Raw genomic sequence first — 16,794 nt, forward strand, 5'->3', positions numbered from 1 at the left:
TGTGTAGTTTTTTAATAAACAAATTTCCATTCCTTTTTAAAGAATTCTTTATAGTGTTCCGTTACTACTTCATTCAATTTTTTGGTATTTGAACATAAGTCGTCTCCGTTTTTTGAAAGTATGTAATTGTAAAATTCCTTATTATCATAAGAAACATTTTCGAAACTTATATTTGGGTCTTTTTGTTTGGCTATCAATCTATTATTACAAACTTCAAGTATTTCAGTTTGTTCCATTAAAACCATTAAATCAAAGGTTGATTGAGAAACTCTTCTGCTTTTAACTAAAAAGAAGATACCAATTAATAGAATAGCGATTATTAGTAGTTTTTTATTTTTCATATATTATTAATTACAATATTTCTTAATAAATAAATAGGCTCTTTCATAGCCTAATTCTCCAGCTTTTTGCCAATCAGAACAAGCTTCTTTTTTATTGCCTAACATTTGTTGGGTTATTCCTCTGGCCATATAAGAGCTTACGTCTTTTGGGTCAAGAGATATTGCTTTGGTAAAATCTGAAATAGCTCCGTTATAATCTTTAATTTTAGTTTTAGCTATACCACGATTAGAATAAGCAAATATATCTTTTGGATTTAGTAATAAGGCTTTATTAAAATCTGAAATTGCACCTTCGTAATCTTTTAAATCTCCTTTCAAATTTCCTCTATTATTATAAGCTTTAACTAATTTAGGGTCAATCTCAATAGCTTTATTATAATCAGAAAGTGCACCATAATAATCTTTATTCCTTTCTTTGATAATTGCACTTTCAAAATATTCTTTAGCTGTTTGGTTATTGTTGCAAAACTTATTAAGTAATTGTTGAGCGTCTTTAAACCCTAATTCTTTTGCTTTTTGAAAATCCTCACAGCCCTCTTTTTTTAAGTCAGAGAAATATTTAATTCCACCTCTGCTCACATAAAATAATTCATTTTTAGGTTCAATTTGGATTGCCTTGTCAAAATCATTAATTGCACCAGCAATGTCTTTTAGACTTGCTTTCACTAAGCCTCTTCCATTATATGCTGATGCAAAATTCTTGTCAATTTCTATTGATTTATTAAAGTCATTAATCGCTCCACTATTATCTTTTATTTTAGATTTTGCTAATCCTCTAACATTATAGGCTAAAACAAAATTTGGAATAATTTTAAGTGCTTTATTGCAATCGTTAATACTTCCTTCATAGTCTCTTAATTTAAGCTTTATGTTTGCTCGATTGTAGTAATAAATAAAGAAATTAGGATTTAACTCAATTGATTTATTTAAGTCTAAAAGTGCACCTTGATAATCTTTGACATTATATTTTAACTGACTTTCATTGAAATAATGAAATGCACCTTTTTTTATATTTAATTCTTTCTTAGTTTCATTCTTTCTTTTTAATAGTTTTTCTAAAAACGAAACTTCAATTGCGTATCCAGCCTTAAGGTTTTCAATATCGCTTATTATACCACTATTGACTATACCAATAACTTGACCTTTTGAATTTATTAATGCTCCACCACTATTTCCTCGATTCAAGGGTATTGAAGTCTTAATAATTCCATTTGATTCTGAGCTGCTTGTATAGTTCACTTTACCCTCCAAAATAATTTTAGAGGAAATAATTGGGTTTTCAAAAGCAAAAACTTTATCTCCAATTTTAGGCTTTTCCTTAGCTAACGTTAAAGGATTTCCTTTTAAAGTTGGTGCAGATAGTATTGCCAAATCAGTTTGGTCGTCGAAGTCAAAATAGCCATCTATTTTATGTTTTATATTTGTTCCGTTTATAATTGCATAACCATTTTTATTTCCTTCAATTACGTGTAGATTTGTTATGATTTTCCCATTTTCAATAATAAAGCCACTACCTGATTTTGTGTTGTCATCTAAAAATATTGTAACTGTTGAGTTTAAGTATTCACTAACATCTTTTTTGTTATTTTGACTATACGTAGTTAAATATGCAGTTAATATTAATAGATTTATTATTCTTTTCATTCAAGGTTTAATTTTCAATATTGTATTCAGGATGTTGCTCTTAAATTACACACAACGGCAGTCTGTCTCAAAACTACCTTTTTATGTTTTAAAAGTAGTTGAAGTGTATGTGTAAGCTTCCCCAGACTAGAACTGCTTAATTTTCCAAAACTGGTTTAAAATTATTGTTATTCATTCTCTTGGGGCTAGCCCCAAGAGAATGGAGTTTTGCGTATTGCACTGGTGCTATTTTGCCCAGTGAGTCATGGGGACGATATTTATTGTAATCTTCCATCCATATTTGAGTTTGTTCCCTTACCTGATCAATATTTTCAAAGATATATTTATCTAGGACACCTCTGCGATAGGAGCCATTAAAGCGTTCTACAAAAGCATTTTGAGTAGGTTTGCCTGGTTGTATGTATTTAAATTCAATTTCATGCATTTTACTCCATTCAGCAGTTAGGTTTGCTATGAATTCAGGACCATTGTCCATCCTGATCCTGTTTGGCTTGCCCCGTCGGTTGATTAGGTGATTGAGTACCCAGACTACCCGATTACTAGTCAATGAAAAGTCTACTTCAATATGTAGTGCCTCTCGATTAAAATCGTCTATTACGTTAAAAGATCTAAAACGTCTCTTGTTTTCTAGGACATCGCTTACGAAATCAATACTCCAAGTATCATTCAATTCTTCAGGAATCTCCAAAGGCTCCTGTATACGCGCGGGCAGGCGCTTCTTTGCTTTTCTTCTTAAAGGAAGCCCTAAAGATACATACACCCTGTGTACCCGCTTATGATTCCAAGGCTTTCCTTCGTTACGGATACGCCAGTAGGCTTTCCAGAAACCCTCTTCTGAATGTTCTTCTGCTTTGTCTCTAAGAGCCTTCTCTATAGGAGTATCATCCTTGGGTAATGGCTTATAATAGTAAACACTTTTACTCATATTAAGCACTCGGCACGCCCTACTGATGCCGTAGCGGATAAGTTCTTTAGCTATGGTGCGTTTACGGCAGGGCTTTAGAGCTTTTTTTCAATAATCTCTTTTGCCATTTGGTGGTCTAGTGCTAAAGAGGCATACATCTGCTTTAGACGGGCGTTTTCAGCTTCGAGCTCCTTAATACGCTTAAGTTCTTTGCTGCTCATACCAGCGTATTTAGAACGCCATTTATAAAAGGTAGAGGTACTGACACCGTATTCGCGGCTAATTTCTTCAACACTCTTACCGTTGTCGAACTCCTTTAAAATTTTTGCAATCTGTGTAGGTGTGAATTTGCTTCGTCTCATACTGTTTAAAATTAAGAATTATTACACTTCTAAACAGTTCGGTTTTAAGGGAAGCATACATATGCGATATCCAACAAAAACTGCATATGAGGTGTTTTGGGTATTTTGGTGATATACTTTAGGTTTGAGCCTCTCTAAGCCCTCTAATAGCTTTAAAACACTTAAAAAACTATGTTTTATCGCTGCCTCAAGAGATACTTTTAGCTTGAACAGTCTTTTAAGATTATAAGCTAGCAGCATAAGACCTAAATCTGCTGAAGCAGCTTGTATTCCTTTTTTGGTCAAGATATGATTAAATCCCCATTGACGCTTTATGGTGCCGTAAGGATGCTCAACTAGTGCTTGCCGCCTTTTGTAGAGTTCACCGCTTTGAGCAATACGTTTGGCATTATCCTGAATGTTCTGGGTGTACTGACTGCGCTGTATTACTTTTCCATTGACTTTTGAAGTGGTACAGTTCTCCCGCACCACACAGGTCTTGCAGGCTTTGGTTTTGTATTGTTTAAAAGTGTAGTTACGTGCTTTGTACTGGGTCCCGTTAGAGGTTAGTGTATGTCCCTGCGGACAGGTATAAGTGTCTGGATCTGAGTTATAGTTAAAATACTCTGCGTTGTATCTGGGGTTTGGTGCCTGACTTTTTCTTCCAATAGCAGGTATGGCAACCAAGGTAGCAATGCCTAAATGATCTGCTGTATGAAACTCACTTCCGGTGTGATACCCTTTGTCATAAAGGGCGGTGAAGTGGGTTGTGCGTAAGATGGTTTTAGCTCTGGCGAGCATACCGCCCATTGCTTTTTTATCATTGGCGTTGGTGAGTTTATAATCGATCAGGATTTTATTTTGAGCATCTACGGTGGTTTGTGCAGTGTAGCATACTTCGGTAACGGTCCCGCGTACAATTTGATGTCTGCTGTCAGGGTCAGAGGTCGATAGTTGCGGATTGGGAGAAGAGGTATCCTGCTCCAGTTGGTTTTTTATCTGCTGGTATTTTACACGTTGAGCTTTACGGGTGTGTATTTGCTGTTGTACTTCTTCTTTGTGATCTCCATCAGCATTAGCCAGTTCCCGGTTATGTTCTTCGAGTTTTTTATCAATGTAATCCAGATGGCGCTGTATCTTCTTTTTGTTGTAGTTATTCTTCTTGCTGTTTTGGGCTCTGAGCTTAGTAGAATCACCGGCGATGAGCGTAGCCCCGATCAGGTTGAAGTTACGTGCGAGTTGCACGCTCTGGCGGAACACGCGCTTAATAGCCTTTGGGTTGTCTTTTCTAAATCGGGCAATAGTATTATGATCAGGCTGTAGGTTTTTGATCAACCAGATGACCTCGATATTGCGCAGGCATTCTTTTTCTAAGATGCGGGAAGAGCGCATCCGGTTCATATAGCCGTAAATGTAAAGCTTCAATAAATCTGCAGGATCATAGGGAGGTCTGCCCTGTGAGGCTTTGGATTGAAAGCCCAGCGCTTGAAGATCTAATAGGTTTACAAATTGATCGATCAGACGAACACTATTATCTTGAGGGATCATATCGTCTAAACAGGTGGTGTACAGGGTAAGTTGCTCGCGGGGTTGTCCTTGTTGATATTCCATTCATGAAATTAATCTTTTTAAATGAAATATCCTAAGTTTTGAGACAGTCTGACGGTCTCGGCTATGAGTAGTTGCGTGGTTTAGCACTTAACTTTGCAAGTACACACCAAACTGAAAATCCGCGAGGATTTTCAGAAGTAGGCGAGAACAAGCAATTACTTATAGCCAACTTAAGTTTGATTCTGTTTAAATTATAGCATTAATCAGAAAGAACAAAAGAGCAGGTTAAGGTTACTATAGCCGTTGGAACTTCAGATTCCGTCAACATTGATAATCACTGCTCTTTTCTACTTAGATTTCGATCAGTTCTGTGAGGCGCTAACCTCGATTTAAAGTTGTTGAACACCAAGTAGATCGTCCTTTCCAAAATCTAATTGTTATGAGTAAATATAGTGAAACTTATGGAGTAGATATTAGCAAAGATGTCTTTGATGTAGCAAATACAACAGGCTTTTACCGTCAATACCCTAATACTGTTGCCGGGTTCAAAAAGTTCATTAAAGAGCTTGAAAAATCAGCAATTGTCGTTATGGAAGCAACCGGTTATTATCATTATTGTTTAGCACAATTCCTGTTTGAATCTGGCCAACCGGTTTCTGTAGTAAATCCATTATCTGTAAAGAGGTTTATACAGATGCGTTTATCTAAAGTAAAGACCGATAAGAGTGATGCTAAAGCCATATGTGACTATGCTTTGATCAACCCAGTGCCTTTATATACGGGAAAGGATCAGAATCAAGCAGAATCTCTACAACTTCTACGTTATAGAGCTGTACTAAAACAGCGCACTCAGCTAAAGAATAAAATTCACGGAGAGCAAGCTTTAGGTATACCTTCAAAAGCGGTTTTTAGATCATTGAACAGATCAAAAAAGATATTGGATAAAGAGATAAAATCCCTAGAAACGCGCTTATTATCTCTAGTTAAAGCAGAGCACCAGCAACAGTTGACTAATTTAAAGAGTATCCCAGGTTTAGGAGATAAAACAGCAGCTTTATTGATCGTGTTAACTGATGGTTTTACCAAATTTGAAACTGCATCGCAGCTTTGTAGCTTTGCAGGCACAACGCCCACCATACGGCAATCAGGGAGCAGTGTCAGGGGTAAAAGCAGAATCAGTAAAATGGGTAACCAAAAACTCAGAAATCTTTTGTTTTTATGTGCCTTCTCTGCAAGTAAATACAATACTGCCTGTAGGAAAATTTATGAACGTATTATAGCAAAAGGCAAAAGTAAAAAGCTAGCACTAATAGCAGTTATAAATAAACTAATAAAACAAGCTTTTGCAATCGCAAAGAGCGGCTTGCCCTATGACCCAAATTATGCGACAAAATTGAACTAAATACTCTTGGATTTTAACTCAGTTCTTTGTTGGCAGTAGTGTTTATTTTGTCAGTCGTTTTGCTGTCATAAATCGGTCAGCTACATTGTCCCAATTGATAATTTCAAGAACTGTATCAACAAAATCGGCTCTTTTATTTTTGTATTTCAAATAATAGGCGTGTTCCCAAACATCAATCACCAAAATCGGAACAACTCCCCATTGTGTTAATTTTTGATGATTTTCGCATTGTAACAATGTCAAGCTATCCGAATAAGGTTGGTAACCCAAAATACCCCAACCGCTTCCTTCTACAGTTTTTGATATTTTCCCGATATAGCTTTTCAGTTTGTCAAATGAACCGAAATCCTTTTCTATCTGTTTTAAGAGTTCAGTTTTGGGTTCAGTTTTTTTATTCGTTAAGTTCGTCCAAAAGATGGAATGAAGCACGTGGCTTGAAAAGTGGTAAGCTAACTTTCGGGTCCACAAATCCACTTGGTCTAAATCGCCCGATTTTAGATGTTCCTTAATTTTAATCAAATCTGTGTTTGCCCCTTTTACTGCTCCACCGTGATGAAATTCAAAGTGCAGATGTAAGGTTTCTTCATCCATATGTGGCTCCAAAAAAGTTTTATTGTATGGAAGTGATTTTTGAATGAAATTTCCATTACTGTCCACTAATCTGTCAATTCCGTTTTCCGTTACATTTTGTGAAAAAACGTTGTTCATTGGTAGGATTGTCGCTCCACCTAAAATTGCCGTGTTTCTTAAAAATTCTTTTCTGTCCATATTTATACTTTTTTCAATTTATCTCGTTTTTCCACATTACTGCCAACGTGTGCGTATATGACAAGTAGCGTGCGGAAAAGTGCGAAATTTTCGGTTGCGCCACAAGCCAATTTTTTTGTTTAAGTTTTTATCTTTAAAATTCTAAAACGCCAAATAAAAAAATTGGCGACTTTCCAAATATACCAAAATTTTCGATTTAGAACCGACTTAGCTATTTGTTATATACGGTGTTGCCAGTAGTTTTTTTTCCGAGTATTATTTTTAAGTCAGCAAATAAATACGCTCCTGCGATTCCAAGACAACCAATTCCTAAAATTATATCTTCATTTGGAAAAAACAAGAATATAGCTAGAATTATAAGACCAATGCAAATAGGATACATTAAAATCCGTGTTATTAATTTTTTAAAACTCCATTCTTTTTCTATTTCTTTCTCATCAACTTCAATTTCTAAAAGATCAAAAATTTTGTCAAGTTGATTTTGTTTTTCAAAATTATAAACTTTTCGAGCAAAAAATATTAAGCCTATAATAAATATTAGAACAAAAGAAATAAGGGTTAAACTGCTTATAAGTTCTGATTCATTAATTAATTGTAAAACAATAAAATAGATTAATGGTAGAAATATTACGATATTAAAAATTTTCCCTATCGGATTTTGTTTGTCAGTAATATCAATCAAATGCTTTTCAGTATTGAACTCAAATGTAAAAACTGGATACGTAATCATATTCCAAAACCCTTGTTTCCATAATTTCACTTTATTTTCGCTTATTTCTCCTTTTATACGAAAATCGCGAGAAATTACGTTTCCTAAATGATTGATAAGAGTATTTTCTTCTTTTAATTCAATCAATTTTTCGACCTCTTTTTTTGTTATTTCCACGGTTTTTTTAAATTACTGGCAACGGCAGTCTGTCTCAAAACTACCTTTTTATGTTTTAAAAGTAGTTGAAGTGTATGCGATATCCAACAAAAACTGCATATGAGGTGTTTTGGGTATTTTGGTGATATACTTTAGGTTTGAGCCTTTCTAAGCCCTCTAATAGCTTTAAAACACTTAAAAAACTATGTTTTATCGCTGCCTCAAGAGATACTTTTAGCTTGAACAGTCTTTTAAGATTATAAGCTAGCAGCATAAGACCTAAATCTGCTGAAGCAGCTTGTATTCCTTTTTTGGTCAAGATATGATTAAATCCCCATTGACGCTTTATGGTGCCGTAAGGATGCTCAACTAGTGCTTGCCGCCTTTTGTAGAGTTCACCGCTTTGAGCAATACGTTTGGCATTATCCTGAATGTTCTGGGTGTACTGACTGCGCTGTATTACTTTTCCATTGACTTTTGAAGTGGTACAGTTCTCCCGCACCACACAGGTCTTGCAGGCTTTGGTTTTGTATTGTTTAAAAGTGTAGTTACGTGCTTTGTACTGGGTCCCGTTAGAGGTTAGTGTATGTCCCTGCGGACAGGTATAAGTGTCTGGATCTGAGTTATAGTTAAAATACTCTGCGTTGTATCTGGGGTTTGGTGCCTGACTTTTTCTTCCAATAGCAGGTATGGCAACCAAGGTAGCAATGCCTAAATGATCTGCTGTATGAAACTCACTTCCGGTGTGATACCCTTTGTCATAAAGGGCGGTGAAGTGGGTTGTGCGTAAGATGGTTTTAGCTCTGGCGAGCATACCGCCCATTGCTTTTTTATCATTGGCGTTGGTGAGTTTATAATCGATCAGGATTTTATTTTGAGCATCTACGGTGGTTTGTGCAGTGTAGCATACTTCGGTAACGGTCCCGCGTACAATTTGATGTCTGCTGTCAGGGTCAGAGGTCGATAGTTGCGGATTGGGAGAAGAGGTATCCTGCTCCAGTTGGTTTTTTATCTGCTGGTATTTTACACGTTGAGCTTTACGGGTGTGTATTTGCTGTTGTACTTCTTCTTTGTGATCTCCATCAGCATTAGCCAGTTCCCGGTTATGTTCTTCGAGTTTTTTATCAATGTAATCCAGATGGCGCTGTATCTTCTTTTTGTTGTAGTTATTCTTCTTGCTGTTTTGGGCTCTGAGCTTAGTAGAATCACCGGCGATGAGCGTAGCCCCGATCAGGTTGAAGTTACGTGCGAGTTGCACGCTCTGGCGGAACACGCGCTTAATAGCCTTTGGGTTGTCTTTTCTAAATCGGGCAATAGTATTATGATCAGGCTGTAGGTTTTTGATCAACCAGATGACCTCGATATTGCGCAGGCATTCTTTTTCTAAGATGCGGGAAGAGCGCATCCGGTTCATATAGCCGTAAATGTAAAGCTTCAATAAATCTGCAGGATCATAGGGAGGTCTGCCCTGTGAGGCTTTGGATTGAAAGCCCAGCGCTTGAAGATCTAATAGGTTTACAAATTGATCGATCAGACGAACACTATTATCTTGAGGGATCATATCGTCTAAACAGGTGGTGTACAGGGTAAGTTGCTCGCGGGGTTGTCCTTGTTGATATTCCATTCATGAAATTAATCTTTTTAAATGAAATATCCTAAGTTTTGAGACAGTCTGACGGTCTCGTATAACCGTCAGTTACGGGTTTAAAGTTAATGATTTTCGGTTAAGAACTGGCGTTAGCAATTCCGAGTGGATTCGGACGTAGTCGAATCCGCCGTAATTGCGGTTATACATTGTTGTAGCTAGTGTTTTTTTAATATTCATTTTCTTTTTCTTCCAGTTTCATAGTTATCGGACTAAAAATTCCCTGATAGATTAGGCCAAGTTGAAGTCCGATGAATGGAATTATAAGTAATATTGTTTTCAGCCACGATTGATTCCATAATGCTTTTAACATTGGTATCGATTCATTTCCACTAACCATTGTAGGTGGGTTTTGGTATATGAAATAATAGAAGTAGATAATTCCCAAAAGTCCAGCAATTGAGTGAGCAATAATACTGAACCAATTCAGTCGATAAAATTTCAAAATCAAGTAGTTGATTAGTGCTGGCAGAGAATTTACAAGAAAGGAAATTATTCCGATTAAGAATGTGTATCCGATTATTAACCAAATCCAGCTCAAAGAAAACATCCATAACATTAGAACCATTCCATAATAAAGTCCTAAATAGGTCAGTAAATACCAAATAAACATTGTTATTGGTGTTAGTAAATATCTCATATTGGTTGGTTTTACATTAGCTACAACGTGTTGGGCTATGGTTTCGTTGCGGAAAAATCCGTAGGATTCTTTCCGCCGTAACCCAAAGATAGTAAAAGTGCGTGGAATTTTCGGCAGAAAATTCCGCCGCAATGAACTATAGCCGGTGTTGGGTTTTAGTGCTTTTTTCCGCTTAATGATTCGTTCCGCTTTTTTTCAGTCCGATTGTTTTTTTCCGTTCAGTTTTTCTGTTCCGCAAACTTGCTCAATTCCGCAAGAGTGAACTTCAGCGTTCAGTTCGGTTTCAGATTCCGATTCCGCAAACTTGTTAAAATTCCGCAGTTTTTTTCCGTAATTGGCTCAAATTCCGCGAAATTATTTATCAAATTCCGATTTTCAATAAACTTAAATTTCAGCCGAAATTTTGATTTGGAGGACGGTTTTTCAGCATTAAACCCAACTGTCTAGTGTATGAGCAGTAGCGGATTAAAACCCACTAGCTTTTCGGTTAAACACTTACCTTTATTATTATTCATTTCCTTTCAATTTTGCACTAAACCCGCTATTGCTTATACACATTGTTACCCACTGGCTTTATTCCGTTCTGTTTGTTTTCAGCGTTGGCAAAGACATACTCTTTGGCAAGTTTTGGCTTGTGTGGCGGCTGGTGCGACTTGCCAATGTGTATGGCTTTTAGCGTTGGCTTTCACTATTTTAATTATTATGTTTCATTTTGTCAAAATGTAATTTGTCTTTATCTTCAATAAGTCTCATCAAATATTTTGCTGATTGATGGATTTCCTGTGGATTCATTGAACCATTTATCGAATGAGAAAGAATATTGCAAACTTTAATTAATAAACCAAGTTTTGTTTTTTGGTTGTTACTTGTAATGCTAAAATCATTTTCAATTTGCTTTTGAAGATTACTTGTAAAGTTCAAATTTCTTCCAATTTTAAAACCATACCATTCTTCAAAAATTCTTCTCATTACATTTGGATAGTGATAAATTTGGCATTCTGTCTTTATATCTTCACCACTTTTTTTTGAAAATTCATAAATTTCTTTAAACAAATAGTTATATGGTTTTACTTTACGAGACAATTCAACCAATGTGCTTACTCCGTTATTTTTTCTTATTTCAAAAGTTGCAAAAGTTTGATTGTTCTCCTGACCATATGATAAATTACAGTAGTCGTCCCAAGAGTGTGTCATAACGAAAATCTGTTGGTTTTTAAGTTCTAAAAGGTTTTTCATCATTTCCAAAATGTAAAACTTATTGGAATCATCCATACTTGAAATTGGGTCATCTACTATGATAAGTTCAATTTCTGGTTTTATCCGCTGTTGTTTGTTATCAGCAAATAGTTCATAATAGAAAAACAACAAGGCTAAAAGATTCTTTTCGCCCTCGCTTATATCTTTTATTGTAAGTGTAGCGTTTTCGTTGGTGCTTTTGATAATGTAATTTTTGTTGTCAGTATCAAGCACAACCTTTAATGAAATATTTATGTCATTAAGAATTTGAGAAACAAAATCAGCAAAATCCTTTGTAAGACTTTTTTGTTGCTTTAAATCTTGAATGTCTTGTTGCTTTTTCTTGTTGTTCTCTCTCTTTTCTTTAACGTCTACTACCTTGTCTTTAACCTCCTTTAGCTTTTCTTTTATTGTGGCTGATTTTCGTATTTCCAAGCCAATCGCACCTTTTACTAAGGTGGTCAGATTGTTTTGTTTCTTTCTTAATTCTAATAATAGTTGGTGTTTGGCTTTAGAGATGCTAGATATTGATTCTTCAATTACTTTCAAAGTTTCAGCTAAAAGTTCAAAGTCAAAAGTTTCTTGAATTTCAATTTTATCAATTTTCGATTGACAAGAAGTTATAAGAGAAACAATAGTGTTTTTCTTTGCAGAAATTGCAGTAAAATATTGCTCAATATCAGTTCCAATGTTAGTAGAATATGTTTTGGATTCCTTCTCAATAATTTTGATACTATCCAAAAGGCTTTGAAGTTGCTCTCTGAATTGCTTTAGTTTTTCAATTGCCTTATGACGTTTGTTTTCTTTGAATTCAGCTAGTTTCGATTTGACATCTAAAAAATCTAAGTTTCCATTGCAGAATTTGCAGTTGTCTCCTTCCTTGTGAAGTTTTAAACCTGATTCAATCCATTGAACAATCTCAAATTCTGGGATAGAAATATCTTCTCCAAATTTTTCTTTGAATATTGCTTTTACCTCTTCAATTAAAGGTGTTTGAATTTTTGAAAAGTTTAATGGTTTTAAATTCTCATTTTGTGCAATTTGCTTCTCAATAGCATTGTCTCCATTAATCTTTATCAAATTTTCATCATCAGATTCGATTTTTTTAGCATCTTGAAAATCCTTTTTGTAAAGTTCAATTACACGCTCAATAGATTCATCTTTGGACTTTTTTTGAATATTGGATTTGCCTTTTCGCCTATCGTGAATTTTATCTATTTCAGTTCTGATTTCTTTGTGTAATTTGGAAATATTAGTGTCAAGTTTTTCAATTTCATCTTCTTTGATGATTAACTTCTCAAGTTCTTTAATCTTGTTTTCTATATCAACATCTCCCTTGCTAAAGCTCGCTTCAACGCCTTTAATTTTATCTTCGGAATTTTCAATTAATAATGAATTTGAAACGAAATCTCTATCAAAGATTCTAAAATTCTCAGGCTTCTTGATTATGTCTTTTAGAAATTCATCTTTAATGCCAATAGCAATAGAACTTTTTCCTTTACCATTGTAACCAAATAGAATGTTTTTTGGACGAAACAGTAAACCACTAGGGTTAGTGTAGCCAACAAATGATTTGTGAGTAAAGTTACTTAGTTTGGTTATCATTCTTTAAAATGTATTCTTTCTTGATGTTAGACTGTGCGTTGAATTTTTCATTTATTTTATATTTTTCTCAATCGTTGCAATTTCAGTCGGGTCAATTTCGTATAGCTCGTAAATAATCGAGTTGATTTTACTTTCGGCTTTTTCCAATTCCGTTGTTAGTTGTTCCAATTCTTTTGTTAATTGTATTTCTCTGTCAAAATTGTTATCCGTTTTTGCTTTGTCTAACAATTCTTGATATTCTGAACTTTTTTGAGTGTTTGAAATAATGCTTGAAACTAAATCGGCAATTTTTTCTTGAACTTCCTTATTCGGATTTATTAATGGTAAATTTTCTAAAGGTGTCTTGTCAATTTGGTAATTGTTGCCTTGCATTTTTCCTTTATACTTTAACCAAAATGCTATCAAATTTGAGTTTAAAATTCCCGTCAAATACTTTTGGTTAATTCTGTCGGTTTTAATGACCATAAATGTTCTGTTGACGTATGCGTCAAAATCGGTATATGTAAATCTTGGGCGAACTGAACACTTTCTTAATGAAAAAATCTTTTCTCCTTTAAAATATTTTTCGTCTCTCGAACGGTGCAAACCATAGGGTTTGTTAACAGAAGTAAATACGTCCAAGAACTTATCTAAATGTCCTTTAATATTTGGAAATGGAAGTATTTTTTCTTCGTCCTTAAAGCTTGAATCTGTGTAAATAATCCAAAGCCTATTTTTTGGATTACCATAGTATTGTTGTAATTCGCTCGTGGTATAAAATGGTTTTATTAAATCTTTTTCATTTATGGAAAGATTCAAATTATCATATTCCGACTGGCTTAAATTAAAAATACCATCTCCAACTTCTACATTTTCAAGTACCTCTTTATGTTTCTTATTAACGAAATCTTGCAATAAGTCAATACCTGAAGCAATTTCTTTAGATTCTAAATTGAAATTTTCTTTATTCTTTATTTTCTCAATTATCAAATTGAGTTCTGCATTTATAAACGTAATTGGTTGGTTTATCAATTCTTCTTTGATGATGTTCGAATTAAAATATTCGTATTTATCATCAGCGACTTTCTCTAAAAACAATTGCGCATTTTCGTGTTTTATTTTGCTGTCAATTACTTTCGAGAAATTAAAATTGTAGTTTTTATTATTATCAGAGCGTTGCATTATGTAAATCATTGTCTGAATTCCTGCCGAATCAAACACTTTAAAATCTCCAAAATCTATAAATTCAGTAATCTTACCTTTGTTAAGTACAATATTTCTAAACTTTGATGCGCCATCATTGGTTATCCAATTATTAGGTGCGATATAGCCAATCAATCCATAATCTTTTTTTATTATGTCTAATGCCAAAGCACCAAAGAAATACCATAAATCCATTTTACCTTGATAACAAGGATGGTCGTGTAAACCGTCAAAAGCAGATTTATTTGTTGCTTCTTTAATATATGGTGGATTTCCAATAACAACATCAAAACCGCCATTTTTCATAATGTTGGGAAACTCTTTGTGCCAATCAAATTCAGATGCTAAAAGTGAGTTTCCGCATTTAATATTATTGTTTAATTTGGAAAGTTTGCGGTCTTTTTTAGCTGTGCGAAGCCAAAGCGATAATTGAGCAATTTCAACACTTTCTTCATTAATGTCTACTCCAAAAAGATTGTTTTCAAGTATGTTTTTGTCGGTATCAAAAAGTCGTAAAGGTGAATTTGTCAGGTCAGCAATGATGTCGTCAATTTTTTCGTGTTCTTCGATTAGGAAGTTTAATGCTTGGTTTAAAAAGGCTCCACTACCACAAGCTGGGTCAATGATTTTTAAATTTGTCAACCAATTTTTATAGTCGGTCAACGTTTTGAAAAGCTTTTTTCCTTTTACTGTTAACGTCTTATCTTTTTTTAGAAACGAATCATCATATTCAATTTCTTCAATATCTAGTTCTTTTCTTTTGTCAATGCAAAGTTTACCAATAGTGTTGGCAACAATGTAAGTTGTAATGTATTTTGGCGTGTAAAAAACACCATCTTTTTTTCTTTTGGTTCTTTTTTGGTCGGAAACTGTACCTTCAATTTCTGCGGTTACTTCTTCAATTTCATTGAGTGAATGTTCAAAAATATGACCAAGAATATTTACATCAACTTCTGTATTGAAATCGTAGGTAGATAGTTTCTTTAAATCGTCAATTAAAATTTCATCATCAATGTTTAAATTGTTGAGCAATAAATCTTCGTAAAATAAGCCACCATTGTATGCAGGAATATTGTCAGATTCCTTTTTGCCTGGTCGCCCAATGTTCATATACCCGAAATACTGCTTAAAAATTTCGTAAATTGGTTTATAAGCATCTTCTTCTTTTAAGATGTCAAAACGTTTGATGATTCTTGAAATCGAATTTGGTGGCAATAATCCGCTATCTTCTGCAAAAAGAATAAATAGAAAACGGTCTAAAAGTTTTTGCGATTTTTTGAAAAGCAACAACTTATCATTGTCTGGATGATTTGCAATTAAATTGTGAAACAATTTATCTTTAAAATGCGAATAATCTTTGTAAAGTTCTTCCGAAATTTCTTTTTCGTGAAACTGCGTTTCTTTTTTAAGTTGTACGGGAAGATTTGAAAAAATACTTTCTTTATGAAGGATTAAGTATAGTAGCTCAAATCGTTCTTTGTTGAGAAAAAACAAGTCAAATTCTTCAAATTCGGTAGAGTAGTCAATATAAAACCGAAGTTTTTGAAAATTAGAGGTTATGATGTATTTACACTCTGGTTGATTGTTTTTATAATTAAATGCTTGTTGTGTTATTTTTGTTAAGTCCTTTGTTTTTGTTGACTTTAATTCAATTACTGCAATTGCATTTTCATCTTTTAAAATTGCTCCGTCTGCTTTTTTTCCGTCCGTTTGGTTTTTAAATTCACGCTGTAAATTGTAATTTTCATTTGGGCGAAGTGTGTAACCGAGAACGTCAACAAATATTTCACGTAAAAATCCGTCTTGATATTCTTCTTCTTTGAGCGTTTTTATTTGCTCTATTTTCGCTGCATTATAATTCAGTCGGAATGTTTGGAAAGCCTTTTCTATCTTTTCTTGGTCAAGATTTTTAAGGTGTTTTTGTATGACTGATTTTTGAAATATTGGCATTTATTTTTGTTCTGTTTTTTCTTTCACAAGATACATTTTTTCGAGCGTTGGCAAAAAACAGCTCTTTTGGTTTTTTCAGCGTTGGCTTTCGTGTCGGCAAAAACCAAATGTGCTGTTTGTGCGGCTGGTTTCAGCTTGTGGGTAACGGTTTTGGCTATGATTTCGTTACGGAATGGCACGTGAGTGTCATTCCGCAGTTGACCGAAAGATAGCAAAAATGCTTGGAATTTCCGCGAGGAAATTCCGCCGTAATGAATTATAGCCGTTGTTAGCTTTTAGTGCTTTTATAATTCATTCCGTTTTTGTTTTTTGGTCAGCTTTTTATTCCAATTTCTTTAATTTCCGTTTTTAGTTCATTCCGCAAACTTGCTCAAATTCCGACCGTTTTTTAATTCAGGTTTGAGTGCGCAATTCCAGCGTTGTTTTTCCAGTTCCGATTGCGCAAACAAGCTAAAAAGTCAAGCGTAATTCAATTCAGAGTTTGAGTGAGCAATTCCGCTGTTGTTTTTCATTCCACGTTTGAGTGATAATTCCGAAAATTTTTGAAATTCCGCACACAGTTTTTCTGATTCATCTGGCTTAAAATTCTAAAAAAAAATCAAAAAATAAACCAGGCTTTTTTCAAACCGCAAACTTGCTCCAGCATTAAAGCTAACGGTCTTGTATATGGCTCGTAGCGTGCAAATTAGAAAATTATCTTCGGATTGAGCACAAGCCAGA

The 16,794-nt window shown here is 34.4% G+C and carries 11 protein-coding genes; 1 reads left to right on the plus strand and 10 read right to left on the minus strand.

Annotated features, from left to right (window positions below):
- Nucleotides 1-11: 11 nt before the first annotated feature.
- The 4 genes from MED217_RS09620 to MED217_RS09640 all read right to left on the minus strand — a co-directional run bounded on the left by MED217_RS09620 (nucleotide 12) and on the right by MED217_RS09640 (nucleotide 4,841).
- The gene (locus MED217_RS09620) at nucleotides 12-341 is read right to left on the minus strand and encodes a hypothetical protein (protein WP_009780320.1); all 330 of its coding nucleotides are present in this window, start codon (nucleotides 339-341) and stop codon (nucleotides 12-14) included.
- A gap of 6 nt (nucleotides 342-347) precedes the next feature.
- Nucleotides 348-1,985, minus strand: a complete 1,638-nt coding sequence (locus MED217_RS18535) for a tetratricopeptide repeat protein (protein WP_009780321.1) — start codon at nucleotides 1,983-1,985, stop codon at nucleotides 348-350.
- A gap of 136 nt (nucleotides 1,986-2,121) precedes the next feature.
- Nucleotides 2,122-3,251, minus strand: a protein-coding gene (locus MED217_RS09630) for an IS3-like element ISLbl2 family transposase (protein ID WP_088124381.1) whose coding sequence is annotated in 2 segments (ribosomal slippage) — nucleotides 2,122-2,990 and nucleotides 2,990-3,251 — 1,131 coding nt in all. Because the reading frame shifts where the segments join, the coding sequence is not laid out codon by codon here.
- A gap of 21 nt (nucleotides 3,252-3,272) precedes the next feature.
- The gene (locus tag MED217_RS09640) at nucleotides 3,273-4,841 is read right to left on the minus strand and encodes an IS1182 family transposase (protein ID WP_009780322.1); all 1,569 of its coding nucleotides are present in this window, start codon (nucleotides 4,839-4,841) and stop codon (nucleotides 3,273-3,275) included.
- Nucleotides 4,842-5,220: 379 nt separating this feature from the next.
- Between MED217_RS09640 and MED217_RS09645 the strand changes: the two genes are divergently transcribed.
- Nucleotides 5,221-6,183 (plus strand): IS110 family RNA-guided transposase, encoded by a 963-nt coding sequence (locus MED217_RS09645; RefSeq protein ID WP_009780323.1) that lies wholly within the window; start codon nucleotides 5,221-5,223, stop codon nucleotides 6,181-6,183.
- Nucleotides 6,184-6,225: 42 nt separating this feature from the next.
- Here MED217_RS09645 and MED217_RS09650 read toward each other — a convergent pair whose 3' ends face one another.
- From MED217_RS09650 to MED217_RS09675, 6 genes are all read right to left on the minus strand, one after another.
- On the minus strand, nucleotides 6,226-6,951 hold the full coding sequence (locus tag MED217_RS09650) for a superoxide dismutase (protein WP_009780324.1): 726 nt from the start codon (nucleotides 6,949-6,951) through the stop codon (nucleotides 6,226-6,228).
- Between the two features lie 211 nt (nucleotides 6,952-7,162).
- Nucleotides 7,163-7,837, minus strand: a complete 675-nt coding sequence (locus tag MED217_RS09655) for a DUF443 domain-containing protein (RefSeq protein WP_009780325.1) — start codon at nucleotides 7,835-7,837, stop codon at nucleotides 7,163-7,165.
- Nucleotides 7,838-7,892: 55 nt separating this feature from the next.
- Nucleotides 7,893-9,440: an IS1182 family transposase gene (locus tag MED217_RS09660; RefSeq protein WP_009780326.1), complete on the minus strand. Its 1,548-nt coding sequence runs from the start codon at nucleotides 9,438-9,440 to the stop codon at nucleotides 7,893-7,895.
- 190 nt (nucleotides 9,441-9,630) lie between these two features.
- Nucleotides 9,631-10,101, minus strand: coding sequence for a hypothetical protein (locus MED217_RS09665; protein ID WP_009780327.1), 471 nt, complete (start codon nucleotides 10,099-10,101; stop codon nucleotides 9,631-9,633).
- A gap of 693 nt (nucleotides 10,102-10,794) precedes the next feature.
- Nucleotides 10,795-12,942: an AAA family ATPase gene (locus tag MED217_RS09670; RefSeq protein ID WP_009780328.1), complete on the minus strand. Its 2,148-nt coding sequence runs from the start codon at nucleotides 12,940-12,942 to the stop codon at nucleotides 10,795-10,797.
- Nucleotides 12,943-12,993: 51 nt separating this feature from the next.
- Nucleotides 12,994-16,074 (minus strand): Eco57I restriction-modification methylase domain-containing protein, encoded by a 3,081-nt coding sequence (locus tag MED217_RS09675; RefSeq protein WP_009780329.1) that lies wholly within the window; start codon nucleotides 16,072-16,074, stop codon nucleotides 12,994-12,996.
- Between the last annotated feature and the right edge of the window lie 720 nt (nucleotides 16,075-16,794).

It is taken from the genome of Leeuwenhoekiella blandensis MED217, assembly GCF_000152985.1.
GTDB lineage: Bacteria > Bacteroidota > Bacteroidia > Flavobacteriales > Flavobacteriaceae > Leeuwenhoekiella > Leeuwenhoekiella blandensis.

What these genes read in the sequence shown, in the direction of transcription:
- MED217_RS09620 (WP_009780320.1), bottom strand. Translation starts at nt 341, where the DNA reads ATGAAAAATAAAAAACTACTAATAATCGCTATTCTATTAATTGGTATC.
- MED217_RS09650 (WP_009780324.1), bottom strand. Translation starts at nt 6,951, where the DNA reads ATGGACAGAAAAGAATTTTTAAGAAACACGGCAATTTTAGGTGGAGCG.
- MED217_RS09675 (WP_009780329.1), bottom strand. Translation starts at nt 16,074, where the DNA reads ATGCCAATATTTCAAAAATCAGTCATACAAAAACACCTTAAAAATCTT.
- MED217_RS09665 (WP_009780327.1), bottom strand. Translation starts at nt 10,101, where the DNA reads ATGAGATATTTACTAACACCAATAACAATGTTTATTTGGTATTTACTG.
- MED217_RS09645 (WP_009780323.1), top strand. Translation starts at nt 5,221, where the DNA reads ATGAGTAAATATAGTGAAACTTATGGAGTAGATATTAGCAAAGATGTC.
- MED217_RS09670 (WP_009780328.1), bottom strand. Translation starts at nt 12,942, where the DNA reads ATGATAACCAAACTAAGTAACTTTACTCACAAATCATTTGTTGGCTAC.
- MED217_RS09640 (WP_009780322.1), bottom strand. Translation starts at nt 4,841, where the DNA reads ATGGAATATCAACAAGGACAACCCCGCGAGCAACTTACCCTGTACACC.
- MED217_RS18535 (WP_009780321.1), bottom strand. Translation starts at nt 1,985, where the DNA reads ATGAAAAGAATAATAAATCTATTAATATTAACTGCATATTTAACTACG.
- MED217_RS09660 (WP_009780326.1), bottom strand. Translation starts at nt 9,440, where the DNA reads ATGGAATATCAACAAGGACAACCCCGCGAGCAACTTACCCTGTACACC.